The organism is Varibaculum prostatecancerukia (assembly GCF_943169825.2).
GTDB lineage: Bacteria > Actinomycetota > Actinomycetes > Actinomycetales > Actinomycetaceae > Varibaculum > Varibaculum prostatecancerukia.
Genome location: NZ_OW968402.1, coordinates 1,639,120 through 1,660,956, shown reverse-complemented (window position 1 = coordinate 1,660,956; position 21,837 = coordinate 1,639,120). Strand labels below are relative to the sequence as shown.

The 21,837-nt window shown below is 53.4% G+C and carries 27 protein-coding genes; 16 read left to right on the top strand and 11 right to left on the bottom strand.

The window, feature by feature from the left end; genetic code table 11:
- Positions 1–136: 136 nt before the first annotated feature.
- The gene (locus tag KO216_RS07255) at positions 137–565 is read right to left on the bottom strand and encodes an HIT family protein (protein ID WP_215523565.1); all 429 of its coding nucleotides are present in this window, start codon (positions 563–565) and stop codon (positions 137–139) included.
- Positions 566–761: 196 nt separating this feature from the next.
- On the opposite strand from KO216_RS07255, the gene ftsZ reads away from it, so the two are divergent.
- The 16 genes from ftsZ to KO216_RS07175 all read left to right on the top strand — a co-directional run bounded on the left by ftsZ (position 762) and on the right by KO216_RS07175 (position 14,178).
- Positions 762–2,102 (top strand): cell division protein FtsZ, encoded by a 1,341-nt coding sequence (gene ftsZ / locus KO216_RS07250; protein ID WP_215523564.1) that lies wholly within the window; start codon positions 762–764, stop codon positions 2,100–2,102.
- A gap of 6 nt (positions 2,103–2,108) precedes the next feature.
- On the top strand, positions 2,109–2,855 hold the full coding sequence (gene pgeF / locus KO216_RS07245; RefSeq protein ID WP_215523563.1) for a peptidoglycan editing factor PgeF: 747 nt from the start codon (positions 2,109–2,111) through the stop codon (positions 2,853–2,855).
- Between the two features lie 109 nt (positions 2,856–2,964).
- Entirely contained in the window at positions 2,965–3,429 is a 465-nt protein-coding gene (locus KO216_RS07240) for a cell division protein SepF (RefSeq protein WP_215523562.1), read from the top strand.
- A gap of 4 nt (positions 3,430–3,433) precedes the next feature.
- Positions 3,434–3,763 (top strand): YggT family protein, encoded by a 330-nt coding sequence (locus KO216_RS07235; protein ID WP_215523561.1) that lies wholly within the window; start codon positions 3,434–3,436, stop codon positions 3,761–3,763.
- Between the two features lie 181 nt (positions 3,764–3,944).
- Positions 3,945–4,763, top strand: a complete 819-nt coding sequence (locus KO216_RS07230) for a DivIVA domain-containing protein (protein ID WP_215523560.1) — start codon at positions 3,945–3,947, stop codon at positions 4,761–4,763.
- 124 nt (positions 4,764–4,887) lie between these two features.
- The gene (gene lspA, locus KO216_RS07225) at positions 4,888–5,430 is read left to right on the top strand and encodes a signal peptidase II (RefSeq protein ID WP_215523559.1); all 543 of its coding nucleotides are present in this window, start codon (positions 4,888–4,890) and stop codon (positions 5,428–5,430) included.
- Positions 5,423–6,361: an RluA family pseudouridine synthase gene (locus KO216_RS07220; RefSeq protein ID WP_215523558.1), complete on the top strand. Its 939-nt coding sequence runs from the start codon at positions 5,423–5,425 to the stop codon at positions 6,359–6,361. The genes lspA and KO216_RS07220 overlap by 8 nt, the downstream gene beginning before the upstream one ends.
- A 135-nt stretch (positions 6,362–6,496) precedes the next feature.
- A complete protein-coding gene (locus tag KO216_RS07215; RefSeq protein ID WP_215523557.1) occupies positions 6,497–7,237 on the top strand; it encodes a ComEA family DNA-binding protein in 741 nt (246 codons plus the stop codon).
- An 8-nt stretch (positions 7,238–7,245) separates the two neighbouring features.
- Positions 7,246–8,859, top strand: a complete 1,614-nt coding sequence (locus KO216_RS07210; RefSeq protein ID WP_215523556.1) for a ComEC/Rec2 family competence protein — start codon at positions 7,246–7,248, stop codon at positions 8,857–8,859.
- Complete coding sequence (gene holA / locus KO216_RS07205; RefSeq protein WP_215523555.1) at positions 8,841–9,809, top strand: DNA polymerase III subunit delta; 969 nt, start codon at positions 8,841–8,843, stop codon at positions 9,807–9,809. Before KO216_RS07210 ends, holA begins: the two co-directional genes overlap by 19 nt.
- 27 nt (positions 9,810–9,836) lie before the next feature.
- Positions 9,837–10,238 carry a Fur family transcriptional regulator gene (locus KO216_RS07200; RefSeq protein WP_309547294.1) on the top strand — a complete coding sequence of 134 codons (402 nt, stop codon included), beginning with the start codon at positions 9,837–9,839 and terminating at the stop codon, positions 10,236–10,238.
- A 208-nt stretch (positions 10,239–10,446) separates the two neighbouring features.
- Positions 10,447–11,130, top strand: coding sequence for a hypothetical protein (locus tag KO216_RS07195; RefSeq protein ID WP_215523554.1), 684 nt, complete (start codon positions 10,447–10,449; stop codon positions 11,128–11,130).
- A 39-nt stretch (positions 11,131–11,169) separates the two neighbouring features.
- Positions 11,170–11,922: a response regulator transcription factor gene (locus tag KO216_RS07190; RefSeq protein ID WP_309547293.1), complete on the top strand. Its 753-nt coding sequence runs from the start codon at positions 11,170–11,172 to the stop codon at positions 11,920–11,922.
- Positions 11,915–13,543, top strand: a complete 1,629-nt coding sequence (locus KO216_RS07185) for a sensor histidine kinase (protein ID WP_215523553.1) — start codon at positions 11,915–11,917, stop codon at positions 13,541–13,543. Before KO216_RS07190 ends, KO216_RS07185 begins: the two co-directional genes overlap by 8 nt.
- Positions 13,544–13,627: 84 nt before the next feature.
- A complete protein-coding gene (locus KO216_RS07180; RefSeq protein WP_215523552.1) occupies positions 13,628–13,903 on the top strand; it encodes a type II toxin-antitoxin system RelB/DinJ family antitoxin in 276 nt (91 codons plus the stop codon).
- A complete protein-coding gene (locus KO216_RS07175; protein ID WP_215523551.1) occupies positions 13,900–14,178 on the top strand; it encodes a type II toxin-antitoxin system YafQ family toxin in 279 nt (92 codons plus the stop codon). The genes KO216_RS07180 and KO216_RS07175 overlap by 4 nt, the downstream gene beginning before the upstream one ends.
- A gap of 2 nt (positions 14,179–14,180) precedes the next feature.
- Here the strand turns inward: KO216_RS07175 and KO216_RS07170 are convergent, their stop codons facing one another.
- From KO216_RS07170 to rpmB, 10 genes are all read right to left on the bottom strand, one after another.
- The gene (locus tag KO216_RS07170; RefSeq protein ID WP_215523550.1) at positions 14,181–14,801 is read right to left on the bottom strand and encodes a response regulator transcription factor; all 621 of its coding nucleotides are present in this window, start codon (positions 14,799–14,801) and stop codon (positions 14,181–14,183) included.
- Positions 14,802–14,917: 116 nt separating this feature from the next.
- A complete protein-coding gene (locus KO216_RS07165) occupies positions 14,918–16,114 on the bottom strand; it encodes a sensor histidine kinase (protein ID WP_309547292.1) in 1,197 nt (398 codons plus the stop codon).
- A gap of 69 nt (positions 16,115–16,183) precedes the next feature.
- Positions 16,184–17,023 (bottom strand): ABC transporter permease, encoded by an 840-nt coding sequence (locus KO216_RS07160; protein WP_215523548.1) that lies wholly within the window; start codon positions 17,021–17,023, stop codon positions 16,184–16,186.
- A gap of 46 nt (positions 17,024–17,069) precedes the next feature.
- On the bottom strand, positions 17,070–18,113 hold the full coding sequence (locus tag KO216_RS07155) for an ABC transporter ATP-binding protein (RefSeq protein ID WP_215523547.1): 1,044 nt from the start codon (positions 18,111–18,113) through the stop codon (positions 17,070–17,072).
- 107 nt (positions 18,114–18,220) lie between these two features.
- Positions 18,221–19,051, bottom strand: coding sequence for a TrmH family RNA methyltransferase (locus tag KO216_RS07150; protein WP_215523546.1), 831 nt, complete (start codon positions 19,049–19,051; stop codon positions 18,221–18,223).
- 25 nt (positions 19,052–19,076) lie between these two features.
- Positions 19,077–19,457, bottom strand: a complete 381-nt coding sequence (gene rplT, locus KO216_RS07145; protein ID WP_215523545.1) for a 50S ribosomal protein L20 — start codon at positions 19,455–19,457, stop codon at positions 19,077–19,079.
- Positions 19,458–19,478: 21 nt separating this feature from the next.
- The gene (rpmI, locus tag KO216_RS07140) at positions 19,479–19,679 is read right to left on the bottom strand and encodes a 50S ribosomal protein L35 (protein ID WP_071128655.1); all 201 of its coding nucleotides are present in this window, start codon (positions 19,677–19,679) and stop codon (positions 19,479–19,481) included.
- A 62-nt stretch (positions 19,680–19,741) separates the two neighbouring features.
- On the bottom strand, positions 19,742–20,575 hold the full coding sequence (infC, locus tag KO216_RS07135) for a translation initiation factor IF-3 (RefSeq protein WP_251451978.1): 834 nt from the start codon (positions 20,573–20,575) through the stop codon (positions 19,742–19,744).
- 155 nt (positions 20,576–20,730) lie between these two features.
- Positions 20,731–21,330, bottom strand: a complete 600-nt coding sequence (locus KO216_RS07130; protein WP_251451975.1) for a TM2 domain-containing protein — start codon at positions 21,328–21,330, stop codon at positions 20,731–20,733.
- Positions 21,331–21,472: 142 nt separating this feature from the next.
- Positions 21,473–21,658: a 50S ribosomal protein L28 gene (gene rpmB / locus KO216_RS07125; RefSeq protein WP_215523544.1), complete on the bottom strand. Its 186-nt coding sequence runs from the start codon at positions 21,656–21,658 to the stop codon at positions 21,473–21,475.
- Between the last annotated feature and the right edge of the window lie 179 nt (positions 21,659–21,837).

The window sequence follows — 21,837 nt, the reverse complement described above, 5'->3', positions numbered from 1 at the left end:
AAAAAGTAGGGGGGCACTAGTTTGCTCCTCAAGGTGAGTGCGCGTTCCCCGCGCCCGCGCCTCACCCCGAGCACGCGCCTACGGTTAGGTCAGTCAACTAGCACGTCACCTGCGCCTCACCCCTAAAACCTTAGTTTTAGGCGTTAACTCCTGCTTCGTGGGCATACCCCTGGTCGGCAATCGCCTGGCGTAGTGCCTGCATAGAGGTGGCAATGTCCTCCGGGGTTGCCGGCTGGGCGTGCGCGAACTTGATATCCTCCATGGAGTTCGACGGGATTAAGTGCAGGTGCAGGTGCGGCACGTCGAACCCGGCAATACTCAGGCAGGATCGCTGGGAGCCGAAAGCCTGGCGTTGGGCGCGACCGATAATCTGCGCCACTTTCATCAGGTGCTGCAGCTCCTCGGTGGGAGCGTCCCAGTAGTTTTCGACTTCCCGGCGGGGAACTAAAAGTACGTGTCCGGGGGTTATGGGGTTGATGTCGGCGAAGGCGACGCAGATGTCATCTTTCCAGCAGAACTCGCCGGGGATTTCGCCAGCGATGATACGAGTAAAAATAGTGGGCATATTTCCTCCTGGGATTGCAGTCCTCGTCTTCAATGATAGGACGGCGAGGATTCGGGGGCGCATTTAGCGCAAATTTGGCAACACGCGCGCCGAGTGCTTGCTGAAAACGCCACTTTACATAGGATTTTCGTTTGACCAAGAGGGCAAGAAAAACTAACCCTAAACTAAAGGTTGAGGGTTAGATCGGAGGGCGACCGTGACAGTACCAGATACGAACCTGGCAGATATTAAAGTCGTAGGCATCGGCGGCGGCGGAGCAAACGCCGTTAACCGCATGATCGAGTTCGGGCTAAAAGGCGTCGAGTTCATCGCGATTAACACCGATGCGCAGGCACTGATGATGTCAGATGCAGACGTGAAACTGGATATCGGACGGGAAGAAACCCGCGGTCTGGGAGCCGGAGCCGATCCCAAGGTAGGCGAGCGCGCCGCCGCTGATAACGAAGAAGAAATCAAAGACACCCTAGAAGGTGCCGATATGGTCTTCGTTACCGCAGGCGAGGGCGGCGGTACCGGTACGGGTGGTGCTCCTATCGTGGCGCGGGTGGCGCGAGAAATGGGCGCCCTGACCATTGGGGTAGTTACCCGACCCTTCTCCTTTGAAGGTAACCGTCGTCAGACCCAAGCAGATGCCGGGGTAGAGGCGCTGCGCAAAGAGGTCGACACCATTATCGTGATTCCTAACGATCGCCTCCTGGAAATCTCGGATCAAAACATCACCATGGTCGATGCTTTTTCCGCAGCAGACGAAGTGCTACATTCCGGTGTCCAGGGCATCACCGATCTGATCACCACTTCCGCCCTCATTAACGTGGACTTCGCGGACGTGAAAAGCGTGATGAAGGGGGCAGGAACCGCCCTCATGGGGATTGGTTCTGCCACCGGCGAAGATCGCGCGATTCGCGCTGCCGAAGCCGCATTTATGTCCCCGCTGCTAGAAGCCAATATCGATGGGGCGCTCGGGGTGTTGATGTTCTTCCAGGGAGGCTCGGATATGGGCTTAATCGAGGTACATCGCGCCGCGGATATGGTGCGCGAGATGGTACACCCCGAAGCCAATATTATTTTTGGTGCCAATGTGGATGAGGCCTTGGGCGACCAAATTCGAGTGACCATTATTGCTGCCGGATTCGATGACCCTAAAAAAGCTAAAGGCAAAGCCAAGAGCGCTAAGGTAGAGCAGAAAGCGCCGCAACCAGCGGCAGAACCGGCCTCCGCCCCTGTAAAGAAAGAGCAAAAAGAGGACTCCACTGCTACCTCTGCGATCCCAGCTTTCCCGCGCCGGGCGGCCTTGAACGATGAAGATCGCAGCGTGGGGGATTTGCCGCGCGCTAGCGCGCCGGGAGCGCACCGCCTGCCGGTAACTCCGCCCTCCCGCGATGCCTTTAGCCGCCGGGAAAATGAGAGCTCCCACAGCTACCGCGATAACTTTGGGGTAGATACGGGGCGTGAGGATGACGCTACTTTGACGGTACCGCGAGTATTCGAGGACGATGACCAAGAATCGGGGCTAGACGTACCCGACTTCATGCGGTAGGCCGCCATGTTTGACCTCGGGGGAGCGCAGGCGGTTTTCACCAACCGAATTGGAGGGGGATCCACCGGCGCGTATGCCACTCTCAACTTGGGAGATCACGTTGGTGATGACCCGGCGGTGGTAGCGCAAAATCGCAAAATCGTTGATGAGGCGATCGGGCGGAAAGTGGTATGGATGCACCAAACCCACTCCAACCGGGTGGCACAAGTCCATCCTGGTTACACTGACAGCCCTGCCGATGCCGATGGAATCATTATTGATACCCGCGAATTTGCGGAGCTGGGGTTGGCAACCCCTGCTGCCGGAGTAATGGTGGCCGATTGTGTACCCCTGTTGCTGGCATCTGATGATGGCCTGCTGGTAGCCGCTGTACACGCCGGTAGAGCGGGAATGGTGACCGGGATTGCGCGGGAAGCGGTAATCGCGATGCGAAAACTAGGCGCACAGAACGGGAAGATTCACGCCGCAATCGGACCGGCAATTTGTGGGGCTTGCTATGAAGTTCCCGAGGCGATGCGCACCCATGTAACCGGACATGTGCCGGCCGCCTGGTCGCGGACTCGCTCAGGTACCCCCGGTTTGGATCTGCAGGCAGGAGTAATCTCCCAGCTGCGCACAGCGGGAGTGCGGATTACTTTCGCCTCTAAACGCTGCACTTTCGAAGATCGAAATCTTTATTCATATCGCCGCGATTCCGTCACCGGACGCTTCGCGGGGATTGTAGTTGGTAAAGGTGAGGTGCCAGCCGGCTGAACTGCAATTTTAGGTCGGTAGTTTTGGGAACACGCCGAGGGGATGCTTCCTAAAAAACCCGGTCACGATTAACGTTTTCATAGACCCGTATTTAACGAAGGAGAACCTGATGGGCGCTTTGAGGAAGACGATGGACTATTTAGGCCTGTCCGAACCGCAAGAGAACGAGGAATATAGCGATGAGCTGCAAAGCGAAGTTCCGGATGCGGAAGTTCCGGCTCCTCGTCCTCGGATTGTAGAGCCGGCGCTGCGTTTCCCGCATGCGGTCAGCTCCCAGCCCGAATCGGCTTCGGATCTAAAACGGATTGTAACCATTCGCCCCACCACCTATAACGAGGCGCAAAATATTGGGGAGGCCTTCAAGGACGGCACCCCGGTGATTATGAACCTGGGGGCAATGAACGACTTGGAGGCACGGCGGATGATTGACTTCGCTGCCGGTCTTAGCTTCGCCCTCGATGGGGGCATCGAAAAGGTGACGAACCGGGTGTTCCTACTTTCCCCCAAGTCTGTACAGGTAGACGAGGGCGCGTCCTCCCTGGGGTCTAAAAGAGATTTCTTCAACCAAAGCTAACTAGATGCTTTCCCTAATCTATTGGGTCGGTCTGGTTGGCAGATGGCTGCTGCAACTGTACATTCTGGCGCTGATAGTCCGGGCTGTCTTGTCCTGGGTGATGGCGCTAAACCCCAGTTGGCGACCAAATAATTCCCTGACCCTGTTTCTTTGTAATCTGGTTTTTGGTTTAACCGATCCGCCTTTACGTTTCTTAGGGAGATTCATTAAACCACTGCGTCTTGGGACTTTCGCCCTAGATCTTAGTTTTATAGTACTGTTTTTGCTGGTCACAATCTTAATTAACATTTGGACCCACTTAGTAAATGCGCTTTTGGTGCTTTTTAGTTCCTAAAACCGCAGAAAAATGTCTAAAGTGTTGCCGAAAATCATAGATGTTACTATTGTTGAAGATGTGGAAGTTGAGCAAAACTTCGGTATGCTTGTTTCCAACTGCAACCTATAGCGCAGAAGTTCCTCGAGGAAGTTAACAGCTTTCCCGGGGAAGAAGACGATAACAAACTGAGGTGACAGGTATGGCTCTGCTGACTGCTGAAGATGTGCACTGGAAGCAATTCCAGGCAACCAAGTTCCGTGAAGGCTACGACCAAGAAGAGGTCGACGAATTCCTAGATGAGGTCGTGGAAACTATCGCGACCCTGCAAGATCAAAATGCGTCCTTAAAATCCGAACTGGATGAGGCACGTCAGCAGGCTGCTGCTGGTGGGGCAGTAGCCCCCAGCGACAATAGCGAAGAAGTAGCTGCCCTCAAGGCGCAGCTAGAAACCGCTAATGGACAGATTGCCGAGATGCAGGGGCAGGTACAGCAGTTCCAGGCGGCAGCTGCCGAAGGTGACCCGCAGGCCGGGGAGCAAATCCAGGCGCTGCAGGCGCACTTGGCGCAGACCCAGCAAGAAGCCCAGGCGGCTTTGGCACAGGCACAGGCCGAGACCCAGCAAGCGCAGGCCGAAACCCAGCAAGCGATTGCGGAAATCGAACAGCTGCGTGAACAGCTGTCGCAGGCACAGCAGAGTGCTGCCGCTCCACAAAGCGCCGGCGACCATCCTGAGGACGCAACCTCGATGCTGGCGCTGGCACAGCGGGTACACGATGAATACGTGCGCAACGGTCAGCAAGAAGCCGACCAGATTCTGGAAGATTCCCGACTCAAGGGTGACCAGATCGTACGCGAAGCCAATGATGAGCGTCGCCGCGTGCTAGAGCAGCTAGAATCCGAGCGGGCAGATCTAGAAACCCGGGTTGATGACCTCAAGGCCTTCGAGAATGACTACCGCCACAAGGTGCGCGAGCACCTGCAGGCGCTAATCGGGCAACTCGACGCCCAAGAGGCCTAAATAGCATAAAAAAGCCTAGTTCCTCCCGAGAGCCAGGGAGGATGAAGCGATGCCACCACGCAAGTGGTGGCATCGCTGCTTTTTTATTAAATTGAGTCGTAGACTCAACCGATCTGGGAAGAAGATGAACAAGCGAGAAAAGAAGCAAGCCGCCCCGCTCTTGGTGATATTTGCATTTATTGCCCTACCGGTGCTGATCATTGACCAAGCCACCAAGGCCTGGGCGCTCAGCACCCTAGAAGTGGGAGCCGCTCCCAAGCCACTAATCGGTACCTTCATTGGTCTGCAACTGGTGCGCAACCCTGGCGCTGCTTTTTCCCTAGCTGAAAGCTTCACCTGGGTATTTTCGGTGATCGCGGCGGCAGTGCTAGTAATCATTATTTGGAGTGGGCGCGCTATGACCAATCTGGCGTGGCAACTATCCTTAGGGCTACTGGCAGGTGGAGCGCTAGGAAACCTGGTTGACCGGCTTACGCGTCCTCCAGGAGTTTTTCGCGGACACGTGATTGATTTCTTAAACTATCGCTCTATGTTTGTCGGAAATATCGCCGATATCGCGATTGTGGTGGGGGTTATTACCGTGGTGGTGCTGGTGGTACTGGGAGTACCCTCTACCAGCGGAAAACACGCCTATAAGCCGGAGCGAGTGCGAGGCAAAGATGCGTGAACGGGTTACGATGCAGCTGCCCGATTCAGTGCGGGGGATGCGTCTTGACCAGGTATTAGCCAGTGAACTGGAACTTTCGCGTTCACTAGTTGCCAAACTGATTAAACAAAAAGATGTGCAGGTAAACGGGAAAATTCCCCGGAAATCTGCCGAGGTCTTTCCCGAAGACCAGGTGGAAGTGCTGCTGCCCGATACCTCCCCAAAAAGTTTAGAAACCCCCTTTGAACTGCCGATTCTTTTTGAAGATGCCGATATTGTGGTGGTGAATAAACCGGTGGGAGTAGCCGCGCATGCCGCTCCCGGATGGAAGGGACCTACGGTTATTGGCGCCCTGCTGGCGGCGGGGCACCAGGTCGCCACCTCGGGGCCAAGCGAGCGTATCGGGATCGTGCACCGCCTCGATGTAGGGACTTCCGGCGCCCTGGTGGTGGCGAAATCAGAGCGAGCATACCGACAGCTCCAGGAGGATTTTCGCGCCCGCCGGGTGGAAAAGATTTATCACGCCCTGGTGCAAGGCTACCTAGAACCAGCGCAGGGAACGATTTCAGCCCCGGTTGGGCGGCATCCCTCCCGAGATTTCAAAATGGCGGTAGTCGAGGGGGGAAGGCCGGCGATTACCCATTACCGCACTTTAGAGCTTTTGCCCGGCGCTTCGCTGCTCGAGGTGCAGTTAGAAACGGGCAGGACACACCAGATTCGGGTGCATATGCAGGCGATGGGTCATTGCCTGGTGGGTGACCCTATCTATGGGGGAAATCCGCTGCTGGCCAAGAAACTGGGGCTGGAGCGACAGTGGTTACATGCGGTATCCCTAGGTTTTACTCATCCGGTCACTGGCGAAAAAATGACTTTCGAAGCACCCTTAAGCCCGGATTTAGTGGCGGCTTTGGAAAAGTTACGCTCTTGGGATGCGAGTAAACTAGGCTTTTAACCCTCTTTTATTTTGGGGGTTTATGGCGGGGACGGCTACTTGAGGGTCTGTCCCCAAGGGTAGATAACGCCGCTTTGTCCTGTTAACCGCAGATTTGAGATTGCGGCCTAAGGTGGCAGGCAATAGTTTCGCCCTATGGATCAGGAAAAATCCAGCTATACCCGCGCGCAGTTTCGCCAGGCCACTCGCAGCGTCGCACAGGGGGAAAAACTTTTAGCCCAGGCTGAGGGGCGGTTACGCTCTCCTGCAGGGGGTTTGCGGGCGCGCCTGGTACCCTCTCCACAAATAGTGGCGGTAGCGCTGGTTGTCATGGTCATCGTGGCGGTGCTGGCGGGCTGGTCACAAAGTAAAACCCCTAAAAGCAGTGCTTCTTTACCGGCTAGTAGTTTCAGTTCCTCATCGGCGTCTGCCCCGGCAACGAGTGGGGCGGTGCTGGTGGATGTAGTGGGAAAAGTGAATAAACCGGGCGTGGTGCGCCTGGACGCTTCTGCCCGGGTACAAGACGCGATTAAAGCCGCCGGGGGTGCGCTTGCGGGGACGGATTTATCGGAGCTGAACCTGGCGCGCAAAGTCAGTGATGGGGAGCAGATTCGAGTGGGGATTGATGAAAGTGCAGGCAGCGATAGTGGCGGAGCTAGCGCAGGGGAAAACAGTGAGGGCGAAGGGGCAGCTGCGGGGTCTGGGGGCAAAATTTCTATCAATGATGCCTCCAAAGAACAGTTAGAACAGCTCCCCGGAGTGGGGGAGGCCTTGGCGCAACGGATAGTGGCTTATCGCAAGGAGCAGGGGCGATTCCAAAACATTGAGGACTTAAAGAATGTTTCGGGAATCGGAGAAAAGAAATATGCTGCCTTGGCGGAGTTAATCAAAGTCTAGGCGTAAATGTGAACTCTCGAGTCCTGGATTTACGGTTATTGCCAGCAGCGGTATCTGCCTGGTTAGGGACGCTGATCCTACCGGCCTTACCCCTGGACCTAGAACCGATTATCAGTGCCTTAGCCCTGGTGGTAGCGGCAGCGCTGCTGATCGCCGTTTATTTCCAGCGTTTAGCACCGGTAGGGTTAACCTTAGCCCTGGCGGTAGCCGCATTTGGTGCGGTCGGTTTATCGGTTTCGCAGGCCGCTAGGCAGATTGCAGCGGATCCTTTAGCGCGCGCTTGGCAGGGGGAGATCTCCAAAGTTCGAGTGTTAGCAATGGTAGAAGGGCCGCCGCGAAAATATGCGCCCGGCAGTGACCAACAAATAACCCAGTTACAGCTATTAGAAGCTAGATTGCCGCCTGCCCCGGCGGTTAAAACCCGCCTGAAAGTGGTGGCCTTCGGCCAGCATCTAACGGCTTATCCGCGCGGAACCGTCCTAGAAACCAGCCTGAAACTGGAAAGACCGCATCGCACCGGGAAGAGCAACCTAGAAATAAGCGATTTTACCAGCGCAAATACTCTGTTTGAGATTCCCGCCCAAATCATGGCTACCCCAAAAATTCGAGCCGAGCCGCGCGGTGCGGCGGCCCTCAAACAAAAGTTCGCGGCCAGGCTGAAAGAGAAACTGATAGCCGCAAAATCCCCGGCAGCAGCTATGCTGCTGCCGGCCATGATCCTGGGTATCCGCGCCGATGCCTCCGCGGATACCGAAGCGCTGAAAACTGCGGGAATTGTGCATATTACCTGTGTATCGGGGATGCATATTTCTGTGTTGCTGTCCCTAGTGGCACTGCTTACTGCTGGTCTTGGACGGCGCTGGCGTCTGGTGGCGTGTGGGAGCCTTTTAGTGGGCTACTGCCTACTGTTGGGGCCGGCGCCGTCACTGCTGCGCGCAGCGGTAATGGGTATGGTGAGTGTGCTGGCTTTAGCTAGGGGTAGGGAACCCCGTTCTTTTAGCGCCCTAGAAACGGCCGTAATCGGGCTCCTAATTTTTGAACCCGCCTTCGGTCAGGATGCCGGATTTTTACTCTCAGTTAGTGCCACTGCCGCGATTGTGCTGGTCGCTAAACCGGTAGAGGAAACGTTACAAGAAAAACTGAAATCGCTGGAAAGAAAGGGAAGCGGTCGGATAGCTCGGGTAATACCTGAAAAATATCGCGCGCTTTTGGGAAAGTTTTTAGCGGCTTTTCTGGCGGTTAGCGCAGTTAGCCTGGTGGCACAGCTAGCTTGCTTGCCGGGAGAACTGCTAATCCGTCCCGGAATCAACACCCTAACCGTAGCGGCCAATGTGGCGATAGCTCCGGTGGTAACCCTGTTGATTTGGGGAGGTGCCTGCCTGACGTTCTTGCCGCTACCAGGTACTTTACTAGCTAAAACCTTAGGAGTCGGGTGCACCTGGGTGATGATGGTAGCTCGCGGGGTTGCCAGTAACCCCTTTGCGATCCTGCCCTGGCCGCAAGGAATCCCCGGGATTTTAGCTTTAGTCGCAGTTGCCTGCGGGGTGACCTTTATTTTTCGTTGCTACTTTCCAAAAACCAGGATCGGTGGCAATGTTGAAGCATGGTCTCAAAGCAGATGAGTTGGCGCGATTGCACCCTGGAATCCGCAGTATTGATTCGCGGACCAGAAAAACTGCTGGCAGATCGGGCGCTGACCCGCTTGAAACAACTGGGACGAAACCAGGATCCGGCTCTAGCAGTGACTGAGGTGACCGCTGCCGGGTATCAAGTAGGATCCCTGGATTCTTTGACTTCGCCCTCTTTGTTTGGGGAAGCCCGCCTGTTGGTGATTCCTGATTTTGAATCCGCTGATGAAGCTTTGGGTGAGGACTTGGCCGCCTATCTGGTGACCCCGCAACCTGATTGCTGGGTGGTAGCGCTCCACGATGGCACTAATAAAGGAAAACGCCAGGTAGACAAGATAAAGAAGGCAGGAGCTAGGGAAGTTAAAGTTGCGAAAGTAAAGAATGCCCGCGACAAACTTGCCTTAGTAGTTGAAGAAGTGCGCACGGTCGGCGGACGCATAGAGCCAGCTGGGGCACAGCTGCTAGTAGATGCGCTAGGTGGGGATTTGGCGGAACTAATCGGCGCTGCTCGCCAGTTAGTTTCTGACTATCCGCAGGCGGTAACTTTGCAGGCAGTGCAGCAGTTCTATGGTTCGCGGGTAGGAGCTACTGGCTTTAACGTGGCCGATGCAGCAGCGGTGGGGAATCTTTCGCGCGCCCTAGTGCTGCTACGACAAGCGTTTTCTTCCGGGGTGGAGCCGGTCGCGATCGGGGGTGCGCTCGCACTCAAGTTTCGCAACCTGGCAAAAGTGAGCGTGCGGGGAATAAACCCTGCCCAGCTGGGAATGGCACCTTGGCAGGTGGAAAAAGCTCGGCGGGAAGTGCGCGGATGGAAAGATTCACAATTAGCGGCAGCGATTAAAATTATTGCGCAAGCAGACGAGGACGCTAAAGGCGCTAGCCGGGATCCGCAATATGCCCTCGAGGCAGCAGTCAGGAAAATTTGCCAGCTGCGGCAGCGTTAAAGGGCGGGAAAGTAGGGAAAAGAAGCAATGGCAATGCAGCGTAAAACCCGGCAGCGAGACGCGATCATGGCGATTATGGCTGATGAAACCGATTTTCGCTCCGCCCAGCAAGTGCATGCTGCCCTAATGGGTGCCGGGCAAACCGTGGGACTAGCTACGGTGTATCGGAACCTGCAGACCCTAACCGAGGTAGGAGAGCTGGATAGCTTGCGTTCGGAAGGGGGCGAAACCCTTTATCGGCGGTGTGCGGCGCGCCGACACCATCACCACCTGGTGTGTCGCAGCTGTGGATACACCGTCGATATCCAAGATGACCAGTTAGAACAGTGGATTTCCGAAATTTCTCAGCGCTACCAGTTCAGCGATATCGAACATATGGCAGATATTTTCGGCCTCTGTGCCAACTGTGCGAACCGGCCCACAAAATAATGTCCCGGGTTCCGGGTTCTGAGTATTACTTTCAAGCATCCTCAGTAAAGGTAAAACGGCTGTTCAGATAGGTAATTCCGGGTGCTAACGAAAGGCTATTCGCGCAGCGAAAAATATCCATAGCAAATTCATAGGTTTTTCTTCCTAGCCTCATAAATCAGTTTCTTAACTTAAAGATGTTAGTTAAAGAAACAACTTAGGAGGAAAAATGAATCCCGAAAATGAAGCAAAGGAAGAAAATCTAGAGCAAGACGGTAAAGTTACTGAGCGGTTGCCCGAGCAGGAAAATGATCAGGATGCCCCCGAGCCTGCTTTGGCAGCTCACGGAACCCAGTCGATGGAAACCGAGCAGGAAACTGAACCAAAAACTGAATCCAGGCAACCAGTGCCCCCTGCGGGCGCGCAGTCCGGAGCGTCGGCAGTGCCCCTCACCCAAGAGAGTTTCCAGCCGGAAGCCTTCGCGAAGGAAACCGGCGCTGAGACCGGAAAAATTGCCACTTTTTTCAAAAAAACCTGGGTTAAAGCAGTGACCCTGGTGGGAGCGGCAATCCTTCTGTTTATGGGAGGCATGGGATCGGGAATGGCAATCTCAAATGAAGGCCCTCGCGGACATATGCCTCCGGGTCACGGCGGACAGATGGCTCCTGACGGGCGAAGAGGTGGCGATCTGGGGCCTTGCGGTCCTAGGAAGCCGGGGCAAAACGCCCCGGGAGGACAATACGACCAGATGGCACCCGACGGGCAAAACCAAAATGGGCAAGAGTCACAACCGCCGCAGGACAATCAGAACCAAAAACCGCAAAACCAGCAGAAACAAAGCAATTCCGAAAACGGTATTGGGGGGACAGGCGACTTTCAAAACCATAGCATCGCGCCCTCCAATAACAGCTAAAGCCACCTGAACAGCTCAAGGTAAAGGCATAATTAAGACATGGAAACTGAAACAAAGTCTGCCCGTGCCTCTGGTTTGGCGCGGGCAGGCCAGGTGCCCCGAATCCTGATCGTGGATGATGAAAAATTATTAGCCGACCTATTGGCGCAGGCTCTAAGCATCCAAGGTTGGGAAACCTTCACCGCTAATGATGGATTCCAGGCGGTACAGCTGGCCAGAAAACAGCGCCCGGACGCGGTAGTGATGGACGTGATGATGCCGGTAATGGACGGTTTTGAAGCGATGGAGCGGATCCGGCGTGAGCGGGAGGATATTCCGGTGCTAATGCTTACCGCTAAGGATGCTATCGCCGATAAAATCGCGGGTCTACGCTCGGGAGCAGACGATTATGTAACCAAGCCCTTCGATTTGACCGAAGTAGAGTTGCGCCTAGAGGCACTATTGCGCCGCAGCGGTTTCGCTGATGAAAATGACCCCAAAGAGCAGGTGCTGCGGGTAAAAGATCTAGAAATGAAGGTAGATAGCCGCCAGGTTAGCCGGGCAGGAAAGCCAATCGAGCTAACAAAAACCGAGTTCGAACTGTGTCGCTACCTGATGGAAAATTGTGATCGGGTCCTTAGCAAAGAACAGATCCTGGATGCCGTCTGGCATTTTGATTTCGGCGGCAAAGCCAGCGTAGTGGAACTTTATATCTCATACCTGCGAAAAAAGATCGACCAGGAGACAGAACCATTGATTGAAACCGTGCGGGCAGTAGGGTACGTGATGCGTTCGGAGCAGGCGCGTGGCTAATAACAGACGCAATAGGGGCCGGTTTTTACGCGCCCCCTCACGTCGTCTTTCGCGCCGCCTACCGGTGATGGTGCTAGGGGTGTGCCTGCTGGTGCTCGCGGTGGTAGGAACTTTCGCGGGACTCACGCTGCGAAGCGCCCTCTATACTCAACTCGACACTTCACTTAACCAATCTGTGAATCAACTCGCCCAGATCGCCCGGGCTGGCCAGGGAAAAGAGGTTTTAGGAACTCCTTTAAACGTGGAGAAGGAAAGCGCGCAACAGGGAAAATCTCCCAAGGGAAAACCGGCGGATCAGCTGGCAAAAGATACACCGCACGCGAATAAACTCCCTGATCCGCATGGCAAAGACGGCGAGGGAGAGCATGTCGACAAACCGGAGAAACCGCACCCAGGACGGGATTTCCCGGGAATAACAGCCGGTTCATTTAGCCTCATCTATCAAGGCAGTCAGGCGACCTCTTTAGTAGCTAGCCCGAAAGAAGGCTCGCGCCAGTTGAACAGCGCCCAGGTGCAGCAGGTGTTGGCACATTCAGTTGCTCATCCCCAAAATGTTCACCTGATTTCGCTAGGCGATTATCGAGTGGTACTGCGCTCGGTGAGTAGCCCCGGTGGCACTGCCCAGATCGCCAGCGGAATCCCGCTGCGGGAAGTAAATCAAACTCTGCGTTCCTTTACCCTCTTTTACACTTTAGGATCGCTCGCGGCTCTGCTAGGCGCCTACTTTTTGGCGCGATTCCTGGTGCGCCGGGAACTGCGGGATCTAGCCCAGGTGGAACGGGTAGCGCGAAAAGTTGAAACCGTCGATCTCCAAAACGAAGCTAAGCTACCTGCGCGGGTTGAAGACGCAGTTACCCGGGAAGACTCGGAGGCCGCCCAGCTCGGGCGCTCTTTGAACCGCGCCCTCGAACATGTCGAAACCTCGCTGAAACTACGGGAGGATAGCGAGGCGCAGCTGCGCCAATTTGTAGCTGACGCCTCTCATGAACTACGCACCCCCGTCGCTGCTATCAGTGGATACGCCCAGCTATTGGCGCGGCAAAACCTGGGAGAGGAGGCCGCAGACGCAGTCGAGCGGATCGAAAGGGAAAGTGGGCGGCTCGCGGATCTAGTTTCTGATTTGATTTTGTTGGCGCGGATGGATGCCGGACAAAGTGCCCAGGTAGAGGAAGTGCCGATTGCGGGAGCCTTGGTGGATACTTTTACGACTGTCCGGATTGCCTATCCCGACCACCTCTGGGAACTGGAAATAGGGGAAGAATTGGCCGCAGCCAGGGTAGCGGGCAGCGAATCCGCTCTCGCCCAGATTTTTTCTAACCTGCTTTCAAATGCGGCACAGCACACGCCTGCCGGAACCAAAGTACAGGTTAGCGCCGGCTTTACGGCGGATCGGCAAGTACAGGTGCAGGTGGCCGATAACGGACCGGGTATTGACGAGCGGATTACCGATACCCTATTTGATCGCTTCGTGCGTGCCGACAGTGCGCGGCAGCCCGGAGAATCCTCCGGGCTAGGGCTGGCGATCGTAAAAACCTTGACCGAAGCCCTCGGAGGCAGCGTCACAGGCGAAAATCGCGCCACCTCAGGAGCCATCTTCACCCTCACCCTGCCCCTCAGTTAGTAGAAACTAATAGCTATTGCATATCTAATACCTGGATAATAGACTTATTATAGATGTATTTTATTGCAGGAGAGAGGATTTGCTATGTCCGGTACTACCAGTTTCAGTGTACGCATGGATAAAGATGTTAAGCAGCAAAGCGAAGATATTTTTCGCAATCTAGGGGTTAATATGACTACCGCGATTAATATTTTTTTGCGTCAGGCTATCCAAGCGGGAGGATTTCCGTTTGAAATCCGTCAAAAATCGCCCAACTATCAAACCCAGATGGCTCTAACAGAAGCAGAGAGATTACTAGCTGACCCAGATGCAAAACGCTATTCGGATGTCGAAGAGGCGTTAAAAGAACTAAAATCATGAGCTACCAGATTCAATGGACTAGCCGGTTTAAGAAAGACTACAAGCAGGCTATTCGGCGTGGGCTTCCCATAGAGGAGCTAGATGACGTTATCCGGCTGTTAGCGGCTGGAGAAGCACTTCCAAAAGCACTAAAGGATCACGCACTAACGGGAAACTGGTTGGGGCATCGCGAATGTCATATCCGCCCTGATTGGCTACTGATATATAAAATTAGTTCTAACCAAATTGAGCTTTCGCTAACACGAACGGGAACGCACTCGGACTTATTGCAGTAGGATTATAGCCAACCGGCGGCGCTAGCGGTTTGAGCAGCTTCGATTCTGCTTTTAGCTCCCAGCTTGGTCATTGCACCGGAAATGATATTACGTACCGTGCCGGGAGCTAGGAAAACTGTAGCCGCTATTTGCTCGATACTAGCCCCAGCTAAGGCACAGTTCAGAGTTTCGATTTCTCGCGGGGTTAAAGGATTAGGTCCTTGAGCTAGGGCATCGGCAGCCAATTTAGGGTCAATATGTTTAGCTCCCGCATAGATATTGCGAATAATGCTCACCAGCTGATCCGCGGGGGTGTCTTTGACAATAAAACCGCTAGCTCCTGCCGCAAGCGCTCGGCTTAAATATCCGGGACGACCAAAAGTCGTTACTATCAGTACTTTTGTGTCTGGGAAAGCCTGTTTGATTTCGCGAGTTAAATCCAGTCCGGAATCTGACCCCATCTCAATATCTACCAACGCCACATCAACTGCCTGTCCACTATTTTGTAGGGCGCGCAGCTGCTGTAACGCTGCCTGGTTGTTGTCAGCCTGCCCTGAAACTTTGAGGTCGTCCTCTAAACTAAGCAAACTGGCTAAAGCTTGTCGCACCAGGGTTTGGTCATCTACCAGCATTAGCGAAATCATGTTCTAATTATTCCATAGCGCTAGTTGAGTAAGTACCACAAGTATCAGGCACAACACTCGCAGTAGCGACAAATGACTGGTTTTCGGCGAGTGCCTTAAATGAACTGCGCCGCAAGCTAGCGAGTATAAAGCGCAAGGAAGAATCCATGAGGGTGTTTACGAGGATATTTAGGGGGTAAAATCAGCTCATCTGCCCTGGTAGAAATCTCGGGGTCTATAGCTATTAGCTGCTCCCAAGCCGAGCTAAACAGGTTACCGTAAGAAATAACTGCTAGATTTTTGGCTCTGTCCTTAAGACCGCAAAGACCATTACCGGTAGCATCGTTACCACTTGACCCGGCGTTATCACTATCTGAAACTAGCTCCTGGTAACCTTTACCGTTATCGATTAAACAAACGCTTTTAGCGGTGCAGAGCAGCCAGGCCTTATCGGAGCCGGAATGATGAACCAGATTAGAGATTCCCTCGCGAATCATCCAAGCAGCCAGATTCTCGATTTCGGGCTTGATAGTATCCAGGGCGCTAACAGAAAAAGTGATATTTGCTGCCTGGCAAAGTGCCCGTGCATTTTCTATTTCTTCAGCGATTACAATCTCGCGAGAAGCGCTAACCACCTGTCGCACATCCGCGAGAGCCTGTCGTGAAAGGAGCTGAACAGTGCGGAGAGCCGAGGCCGCGTCCTGATTCCTGCCTTGTTGCAAAAGCCGGGAACTGAGCTGAGCATTTAAGGAAATAGCCGTTAAGGTCTGCCCTAAAACATCATGCAAATCAGCGTTAATCCTGGCTCGCTCGCGCATTTTAGCCGCCTGTGTTTCACTAGCTGCCGCCAGCGTCCGGCGTTTTTCAGCCTCAACGGAGCTGCGACCAGCAAAGCAGGCTAAAGAAGTAAAGATAGTTATCAGCACCGCCGACCAGTTGGTTATAGAGGGAGAGATAGCTACTTGCAGCATTGTCAGCAGATAAATTATCCCTAATGCGTAATAGTCAAGACGGGCAGGTAGTAAAAATATAGCTACCGAGCAAAGATAGGAAGCTTGAAAGGCTACCGGGGCGTTAGTTCCCGCTATCCACCATCCTCCCAAATAGGTGGCGATTAGCCCGGCTAGAATAGCGATATTAAGCGAGGATAAACGGCGCGGACGATAGGGGATTTGTAGCCAAGCCGCCACGTAGAAGGCGCCAAACAGCACCATCAAAAAGAAAGCGACAAGGTAACTGATTTGTGGAAATCCTGCCGACATATAGTAAAGGGGCAGAATAAGAAATAGTAGGGGAGGGAAAGCGAAAGCCCAAGAGTCCCTATTTTTTAACATATTCCCTCATTTCCACCAGTCGCTAGTCAGTTTTGCTGGCATTATCGGCGATAAAGTTCTAGGCGGTAACTACGACTTTTTTCGTTGCAGTAACGCTAACACTATTCCCAATAGCAGCACAGTCCACACTGCCATATTCAAATAGATTTTCCACCCCAAAATAGTTTGATTATTAAATGTGGCTTGTAAAAGCTGATTATATCCCCACATAGGCATAAACTCACCCAGTTTTTGGACAAACGCGCCCATCTGTTCTAAAGGAGTAAACATTCCCGAAAAAATAGCGATTAGTGACGAGCCGCCTCCAACTATTCCTTGCGCCGCATCTGAGGGGATGAGCAGACCTGTTAATAATCCAAATACCGCTCCGAAAAGTGCGGAAATTACTAAAACACCTAGGGATAATATTAGAGTCTTTGCGCTCATGCGTACCCCGGTAGCGAACCCGTAACTGTAAGTAATAATGGTCATTGCCAGGCAAGAAATAGCGGTCGCGATAACGCGGCCAGTGCCATACAGCCGGGAAGTTATCGGGGTGAGGGCGATTTGTCGCGTCCAGCCGGTTGCCTGTTCGGTGCCGATACGGGCAGTGATACAGGCGGCGACAAATACTACCGAGTATTGACACATATTGCACATGATGGATCCGGCAATTGTGGTTTCTCCTAAATCGATATTCGAGTATTCCTGCCCTAAACCGAAAATCGAGAAACAGGCTATCGGGATAAAAGTAAATAGAATTAAAGTAGTCGGATGTACCCAAACAAAAAAGCAACGCCGCATAATTAATCCCAGATTCCGCCAGGAGTTATAGGGGGATTGACTTTTAGAGGAGGCGGGAAAATTCAGCATTTTTAACATTTTATTATCGGTTTTTAGCTTTAGAGCAAAATCATTATTTTTCGACATGGTATTTCTCTTTTTTAAGGACGAGTAGGTATTAGCAATAGGCATCTTAACGATTTGCTTCCTGGGTGATATGGGTAAAGGCTTCATCTAAGGATGCCCGGGTCAGGCTGAAATCTGTGGCTTCATCGAATTGGGCGAGGGTGCGTAACGCATCATCAAGGTCAGCCCCATCTATATGGATGCGCTCGTTATCGAACCAGATATTCCAGTTTCGCCCTCCTTGGACTTTGGCGAGGGCGCGCTGAGCGCCGGTGAGTGAGGGCTCCGCTAATAGGGCTGATAGGTGCGAGCGTGCCAAGGAGCGAATCTTATCGGGACTGCCGCTGGCTGCCAGCTGCCCGTGATCTAGGATGGCTATATTGTGCGCAAAATCTTCGGCTTCCGCTAAATAGTGGGTGGCGAAAACAATGGTGCGCTTCTGCTGGGCTAGGTGGTGCATAATCTGCCAAAACGCTGCTCTTGCGTTCACATCCATTCCGGTGGTGGCTTCATCAAGAATAAGTAAATCCGGATTAGGTAGGAGCGCTAAAGCAAGTTTAAGCCGTTGAACTTCTCCGCCGGAACACTTTTTTATTTTCCGTTTGGCTATTTTATTCAGATCGCAAAGCTCCATTAATTGCTCTATTGGCAAATGTTTTGGCCAGGCTGCCGCTAGGAGTTGTAAGGCGGATTTAATCGTGAGTATTTCCGGAAAAGTACCGCTTTGCTGACTGACTCCTATCCTGCCAGAGCGAACGGCACGCAACGGATCTAAACCGAATACTTTAATGTTCCCGGATTTTGGTTTGGTGAGTCCGGTAGCTAAATCAATTAGGGTTGATTTTCCGGCTCCATTTGGTCCAAGCAGGGCGGTTACTTTTCCGGCAGGAATAGTTAAAGTTATATTGTTCAGGGCGCGGATTGCGCCAAAAGTTTGGGTCAGGTTTTGAGTCGCTATTGCCGGCTTTGGGGTAGCGGAAATAAGGGATTTATTTTCTCTACTTTTCCGGGTAGTTTCGTAACTTTCTGCTATTCCGGCAGCATTTGTTAATGCTTCTTTATCCACTACCTTTATGGAGGTAGATAGGTTGGGGTCTGCTTGTTCTTTCATACCCAAATTATCGCGGTTAATCTGGCGCTATACCATCAGGGTTTGTCACTTTTTAGAAATGATATTTGTCATTTTCCCTGGATAGGGCGATTTAAGGCGGATTGCTTTTAGTGAGTGCGGGCACTGGCGATGGCGTGCAGGGTGATCGCGGCGGCAGTCGCTACGTTTAGGGATTCAGCTTGCCCCCACATGGGAATAGAAATGGTTTCATTACAGAGGGCGATTTCCTCGCTACTTAAACCTCGGGCTTCATTACCCAGGCAGATAAATAACGGCGCGGCAGTTACCATCCCAGAAGTAGTAAAAGTAGGGAGATCTGTTTCGGCTGATCCCGACAGCCCCACCAGGTAGCCGTCGTTTTCCGCGCTCAACCCCGCTAAAGAAGCAAGGGAGCCGCCGGAGTAAACCGGAAGGTGAAACAGGCTCCCGGCGCTGGCGCGAATAACTTTCGGACTAGAGGGATCTGCGCAGCCTTCCAAGGCCAGTACCCCTGCCAGACCGCAGGCATCGGCAATCCGAATAATAGTGCCCAGATTACCGGGGTCTTGCACTCGCGCGCACACTACCCACACGCCCTCATTCAAAATATCCGGGGACGGAAGTTTTTCGCTAGGAAGCAGCGAAAGATCGGCGGTGGCGGCGATTCCTTGTGCGGAGGGCGCGAACAGGTTCATTACCTGCCGGGTAACCGGATGCACCCAGGAAGTAACCCCTAGCGCCTCCCGCGCCACCTGGATCGCGGGGGAGGGTGCATCGGTAACAAGATAAACATCACGAACCGCGTCCGGGTAGAAACGCAGTAGCTCCGCGCAGGCCTGTGGCCCTTCTACCAGGAGTAATCCTTGTTTTAAACGAAAACTACGCCTAGACAGATTGACTAGCGTCCGCACCCGCTGGGAGCGAGGATTATCAATCGTGTCTAGGCGTAGATTAAGCAAAAAGCTGACTTTTCTTGACGGTTTATTAAGCAGCCGGAGCGTTTACGTCCTTCGGTAGGGCAGCTTTCGCCTTGTCTACCAGCTGATTAAAGGTGTCAATATCGTAAACCGCTAGTTCGGAGAGCATCCGGCGGTCAACTTCGATGTCTGCTAGGCGCAGGCCCTGGATGAACCGGTTATAGGTCATATCCTGGGCGCGGCAAGCGGCGTTAATCCGCTGAATCCACAGTTTCCGGAAATCATTCTTGCGCTTGCGGCGATCATTGTAGGAATAAACGCCTGAGTGCAGCAGCTGCTCTTTAGCCTTGCGGTACAGGCGGGAACGCTGACCCCGATAACCGGAGGCGCGATCCAATACGGTGCGACGTTTCTTCTTGGCATTAACTGCTCTTTTTACGCGTGCCATCTCTCTTAATCCTCTCCTTGCCTACTTGTTGCCAGCCAGCAGCTTATTTACGCGCTTGGCATCGGCGGGTGCCACTACCTGATCACGGCTGAGGCGACGGGTCAGTTTGGAAGACTTGTGTTCTAGCAGGTGGCGTTTGCCCGCCTTTTCCCGCATCAATTTGCCGCTTCCAGTCCGGCGGAAGCGCTTCTTCGCACCGGAGTGCGTCTTCATCTTCGGCATTGTTTTTCCTCTCTACCGGCACGCCGGTGGTTTTGCCTGTTTCTTAGGCGGTTAGGACGACCCTACTTTTTCGCTTTCGCTGCGGCTTCAGCTTCCTGAGCCTCTTTAGCTCTGCGAGCCTTACGGGCATCCTTAAGTTGTTGACGGTTCATAGTTTCGCCGCGCTGTTGGTCGCGGCGACGACGCTGATCCGATTTGGTGTGATGTTTACGTTTCGTGGGAGCCAGCACCATAGTCATATTCCGTCCGTCCTGACGGGGCATAGATTCTACGGTAGCCATCTCGGTTACTTCCTCGGCCAGGCGCTCTAAAAGTTTGACGCCAAGCTCGGGGCGGGACTGTTCACGTCCGCGAAACATAATCATGACTTTTACTTTGTCTCCGCCTTCGAGGAACCGTATTACGTGGCCTTTCTTGGTTTCGTAATCGTGATCATCGATTTTGAGGCGGAAACGAATCTCTTTTAGCTGGGAGTTCACTTGGTTACGGCGAGCGTTACGAGCCTTTTGTGCGGCCTCGTACTTGAACTTGCCGTAATCCATCAACTTACAAACTGGAGGTTTCGCCGTAGGCGCGACCTCTACTAGATCCAAGCCAGCTTCTGTGGCTAGGCGCAATGCATCCTCGATCCGGACTACCCCTACCTGTTCACCACTGGGGCCAACTAGGCGTACTTCTTTCACCCGGATGCGTTCATTAATGCGTGTCTCGTTGCTGATAGCTGCTCCTTGCTCGAGATTTTTGGGAGCCAGACTTAAAAAGAAAAGCCCCCGCTGGTTTTGCGGAGGCTGCGAAAAAACGCGCAGATGCCTAAAGCATCTGTTCTTACCCGATACCCGAGAGCATCCAGGTGGGAAAACCTCCACTTTCGTACCAGTTTCCTGGTCGGTTAACACCTAATCTAGCAGACCAGGAGGCCTCTTTAAAAGCTGAAAGCGCTCTGGCGGCCTTTGAACTTGCTCACATGGTAAAGCCTGAACAACGATCAGCAATAGTTTTCCCTGTAGGCAAACTTGGTGCTGGGAGTCAGTAATAACCGGCTCGGCGCTAGTTAGTCACGTAGAGGTATCCCTTCAGCATCGACCGCCCAAGAAGATCCCGGTTTCGCCGCCAAAATTAAGATGCCCTCAATAAAGCCCCAGATGGCTGCGATGCCGAAGGAAAGCAGGGTGATTACTAGCTGAAGAACTGCTCTCCCCGTTCTTCCCAGGTAGAAATTATGCACCCCAAAACCGCCCAAGAAGATGCCGAGCAGACCGGCAACCAGTTTCGATTTTTGATTCGGGTACTGCTGGAAAGCTTGATTTGGCATAGGGGAGGCCATGCCCGGAACTGGTTGTCCGGGGAAAGGCGGATATTGCTGGTAGTTACCGGGAGCTGGTTGTCCGGGGAAAGGTTGTCCCTGAGGTTGTCCATAGTTATTCCACTGGTAGTTGCCGCCATTTGGGGCAGGAGGCATCGGGCTTTGGCTGCTTGGTTGGGGGCGGTAGGTCTGAGCCTGGCTGCCCGGCTGGGGTGGGTAGGGCTGCATCTGATGGTTTTGCCCATCTGGAATTCCCGGCTTAAACGAATTATTCGGATTATTCGGAGAGGGAGGCTGACCAGGGTTATTAGGAAAATTACCGTATTGGTTTGGGCTGTTCTGGCTCATGAGAATCCTCTGCCTGTCTAAATTTGGATGCGAAATCACTTTTAACTTTACATGGCTTCCCCTGCTCAGGGAGGAGAACTTTCCAGAGAAAATAAAAATAACGCCGCCTGCCAGAGGCAGACGGCGCCGATTCGTCCTGTTACTAGCGGGTTACCCGTCCAGATTTCAGGCACTTGGTGCAAACATTCATGCGTTTGCGGGCACTACCAACAACGGCGCGCACGCTTTGAATGTTCGGGTTAAAACGGCGGTTCGTGCGCCGGTGGGAGTGCGAAACGCTCTTCCCGAAACCGGGGCCTTTTCCGCAGATGTCACAGGTGGCAGCCACGATAGTCTCCTTCAAGTATTCTTTGAATCTGGGTAAGTTTGCCCAGATATCGGCAACCCGACCAGATTAACTGATTCGAAGCGCAACCGCCAAGTACCAGGTGGTTATTGTGCCAGGCTTCACTGAAAAACTCGTTAGACTATGAGAGCGGGCAGGCGCAGACCCTTAACTAGTTTTTT

What these genes read in the sequence shown, in the direction of transcription:
- KO216_RS07180 (WP_215523552.1), top strand. Translation starts at nt 13,628, where the DNA reads ATGTCCGGTACTACCAGTTTCAGTGTACGCATGGATAAAGATGTTAAG.
- KO216_RS07165 (WP_309547292.1), bottom strand. Translation starts at nt 16,114, where the DNA reads ATGTTAAAAAATAGGGACTCTTGGGCTTTCGCTTTCCCTCCCCTACTA.
- rplT (WP_215523545.1), bottom strand. Translation starts at nt 19,457, where the DNA reads ATGGCACGCGTAAAAAGAGCAGTTAATGCCAAGAAGAAACGTCGCACC.
- KO216_RS07195 (WP_215523554.1), top strand. Translation starts at nt 10,447, where the DNA reads ATGAATCCCGAAAATGAAGCAAAGGAAGAAAATCTAGAGCAAGACGGT.
- KO216_RS07255 (WP_215523565.1), bottom strand. Translation starts at nt 565, where the DNA reads ATGCCCACTATTTTTACTCGTATCATCGCTGGCGAAATCCCCGGCGAG.
- KO216_RS07170 (WP_215523550.1), bottom strand. Translation starts at nt 14,801, where the DNA reads ATGATTTCGCTAATGCTGGTAGATGACCAAACCCTGGTGCGACAAGCT.
- KO216_RS07175 (WP_215523551.1), top strand. Translation starts at nt 13,900, where the DNA reads ATGAGCTACCAGATTCAATGGACTAGCCGGTTTAAGAAAGACTACAAG.
- pgeF (WP_215523563.1), top strand. Translation starts at nt 2,109, where the DNA reads ATGTTTGACCTCGGGGGAGCGCAGGCGGTTTTCACCAACCGAATTGGA.
- rpmI (WP_071128655.1), bottom strand. Translation starts at nt 19,679, where the DNA reads ATGCCGAAGATGAAGACGCACTCCGGTGCGAAGAAGCGCTTCCGCCGG.
- KO216_RS07160 (WP_215523548.1), bottom strand. Translation starts at nt 17,023, where the DNA reads ATGTCGAAAAATAATGATTTTGCTCTAAAGCTAAAAACCGATAATAAA.
- holA (WP_215523555.1), top strand. Translation starts at nt 8,841, where the DNA reads ATGGTCTCAAAGCAGATGAGTTGGCGCGATTGCACCCTGGAATCCGCA.
- KO216_RS07220 (WP_215523558.1), top strand. Translation starts at nt 5,423, where the DNA reads ATGCGTGAACGGGTTACGATGCAGCTGCCCGATTCAGTGCGGGGGATG.
- KO216_RS07235 (WP_215523561.1), top strand. Translation starts at nt 3,434, where the DNA reads ATGCTTTCCCTAATCTATTGGGTCGGTCTGGTTGGCAGATGGCTGCTG.
- KO216_RS07130 (WP_251451975.1), bottom strand. Translation starts at nt 21,330, where the DNA reads ATGAGCCAGAACAGCCCAAACCAATACGGTAATTTTCCTAATAACCCT.
- KO216_RS07215 (WP_215523557.1), top strand. Translation starts at nt 6,497, where the DNA reads ATGGATCAGGAAAAATCCAGCTATACCCGCGCGCAGTTTCGCCAGGCC.
- KO216_RS07155 (WP_215523547.1), bottom strand. Translation starts at nt 18,113, where the DNA reads ATGAAAGAACAAGCAGACCCCAACCTATCTACCTCCATAAAGGTAGTG.
- KO216_RS07230 (WP_215523560.1), top strand. Translation starts at nt 3,945, where the DNA reads ATGGCTCTGCTGACTGCTGAAGATGTGCACTGGAAGCAATTCCAGGCA.
- KO216_RS07190 (WP_309547293.1), top strand. Translation starts at nt 11,170, where the DNA reads ATGGAAACTGAAACAAAGTCTGCCCGTGCCTCTGGTTTGGCGCGGGCA.
- KO216_RS07240 (WP_215523562.1), top strand. Translation starts at nt 2,965, where the DNA reads ATGGGCGCTTTGAGGAAGACGATGGACTATTTAGGCCTGTCCGAACCG.
- KO216_RS07200 (WP_309547294.1), top strand. Translation starts at nt 9,837, where the DNA reads ATGGCAATGCAGCGTAAAACCCGGCAGCGAGACGCGATCATGGCGATT.
- lspA (WP_215523559.1), top strand. Translation starts at nt 4,888, where the DNA reads ATGAACAAGCGAGAAAAGAAGCAAGCCGCCCCGCTCTTGGTGATATTT.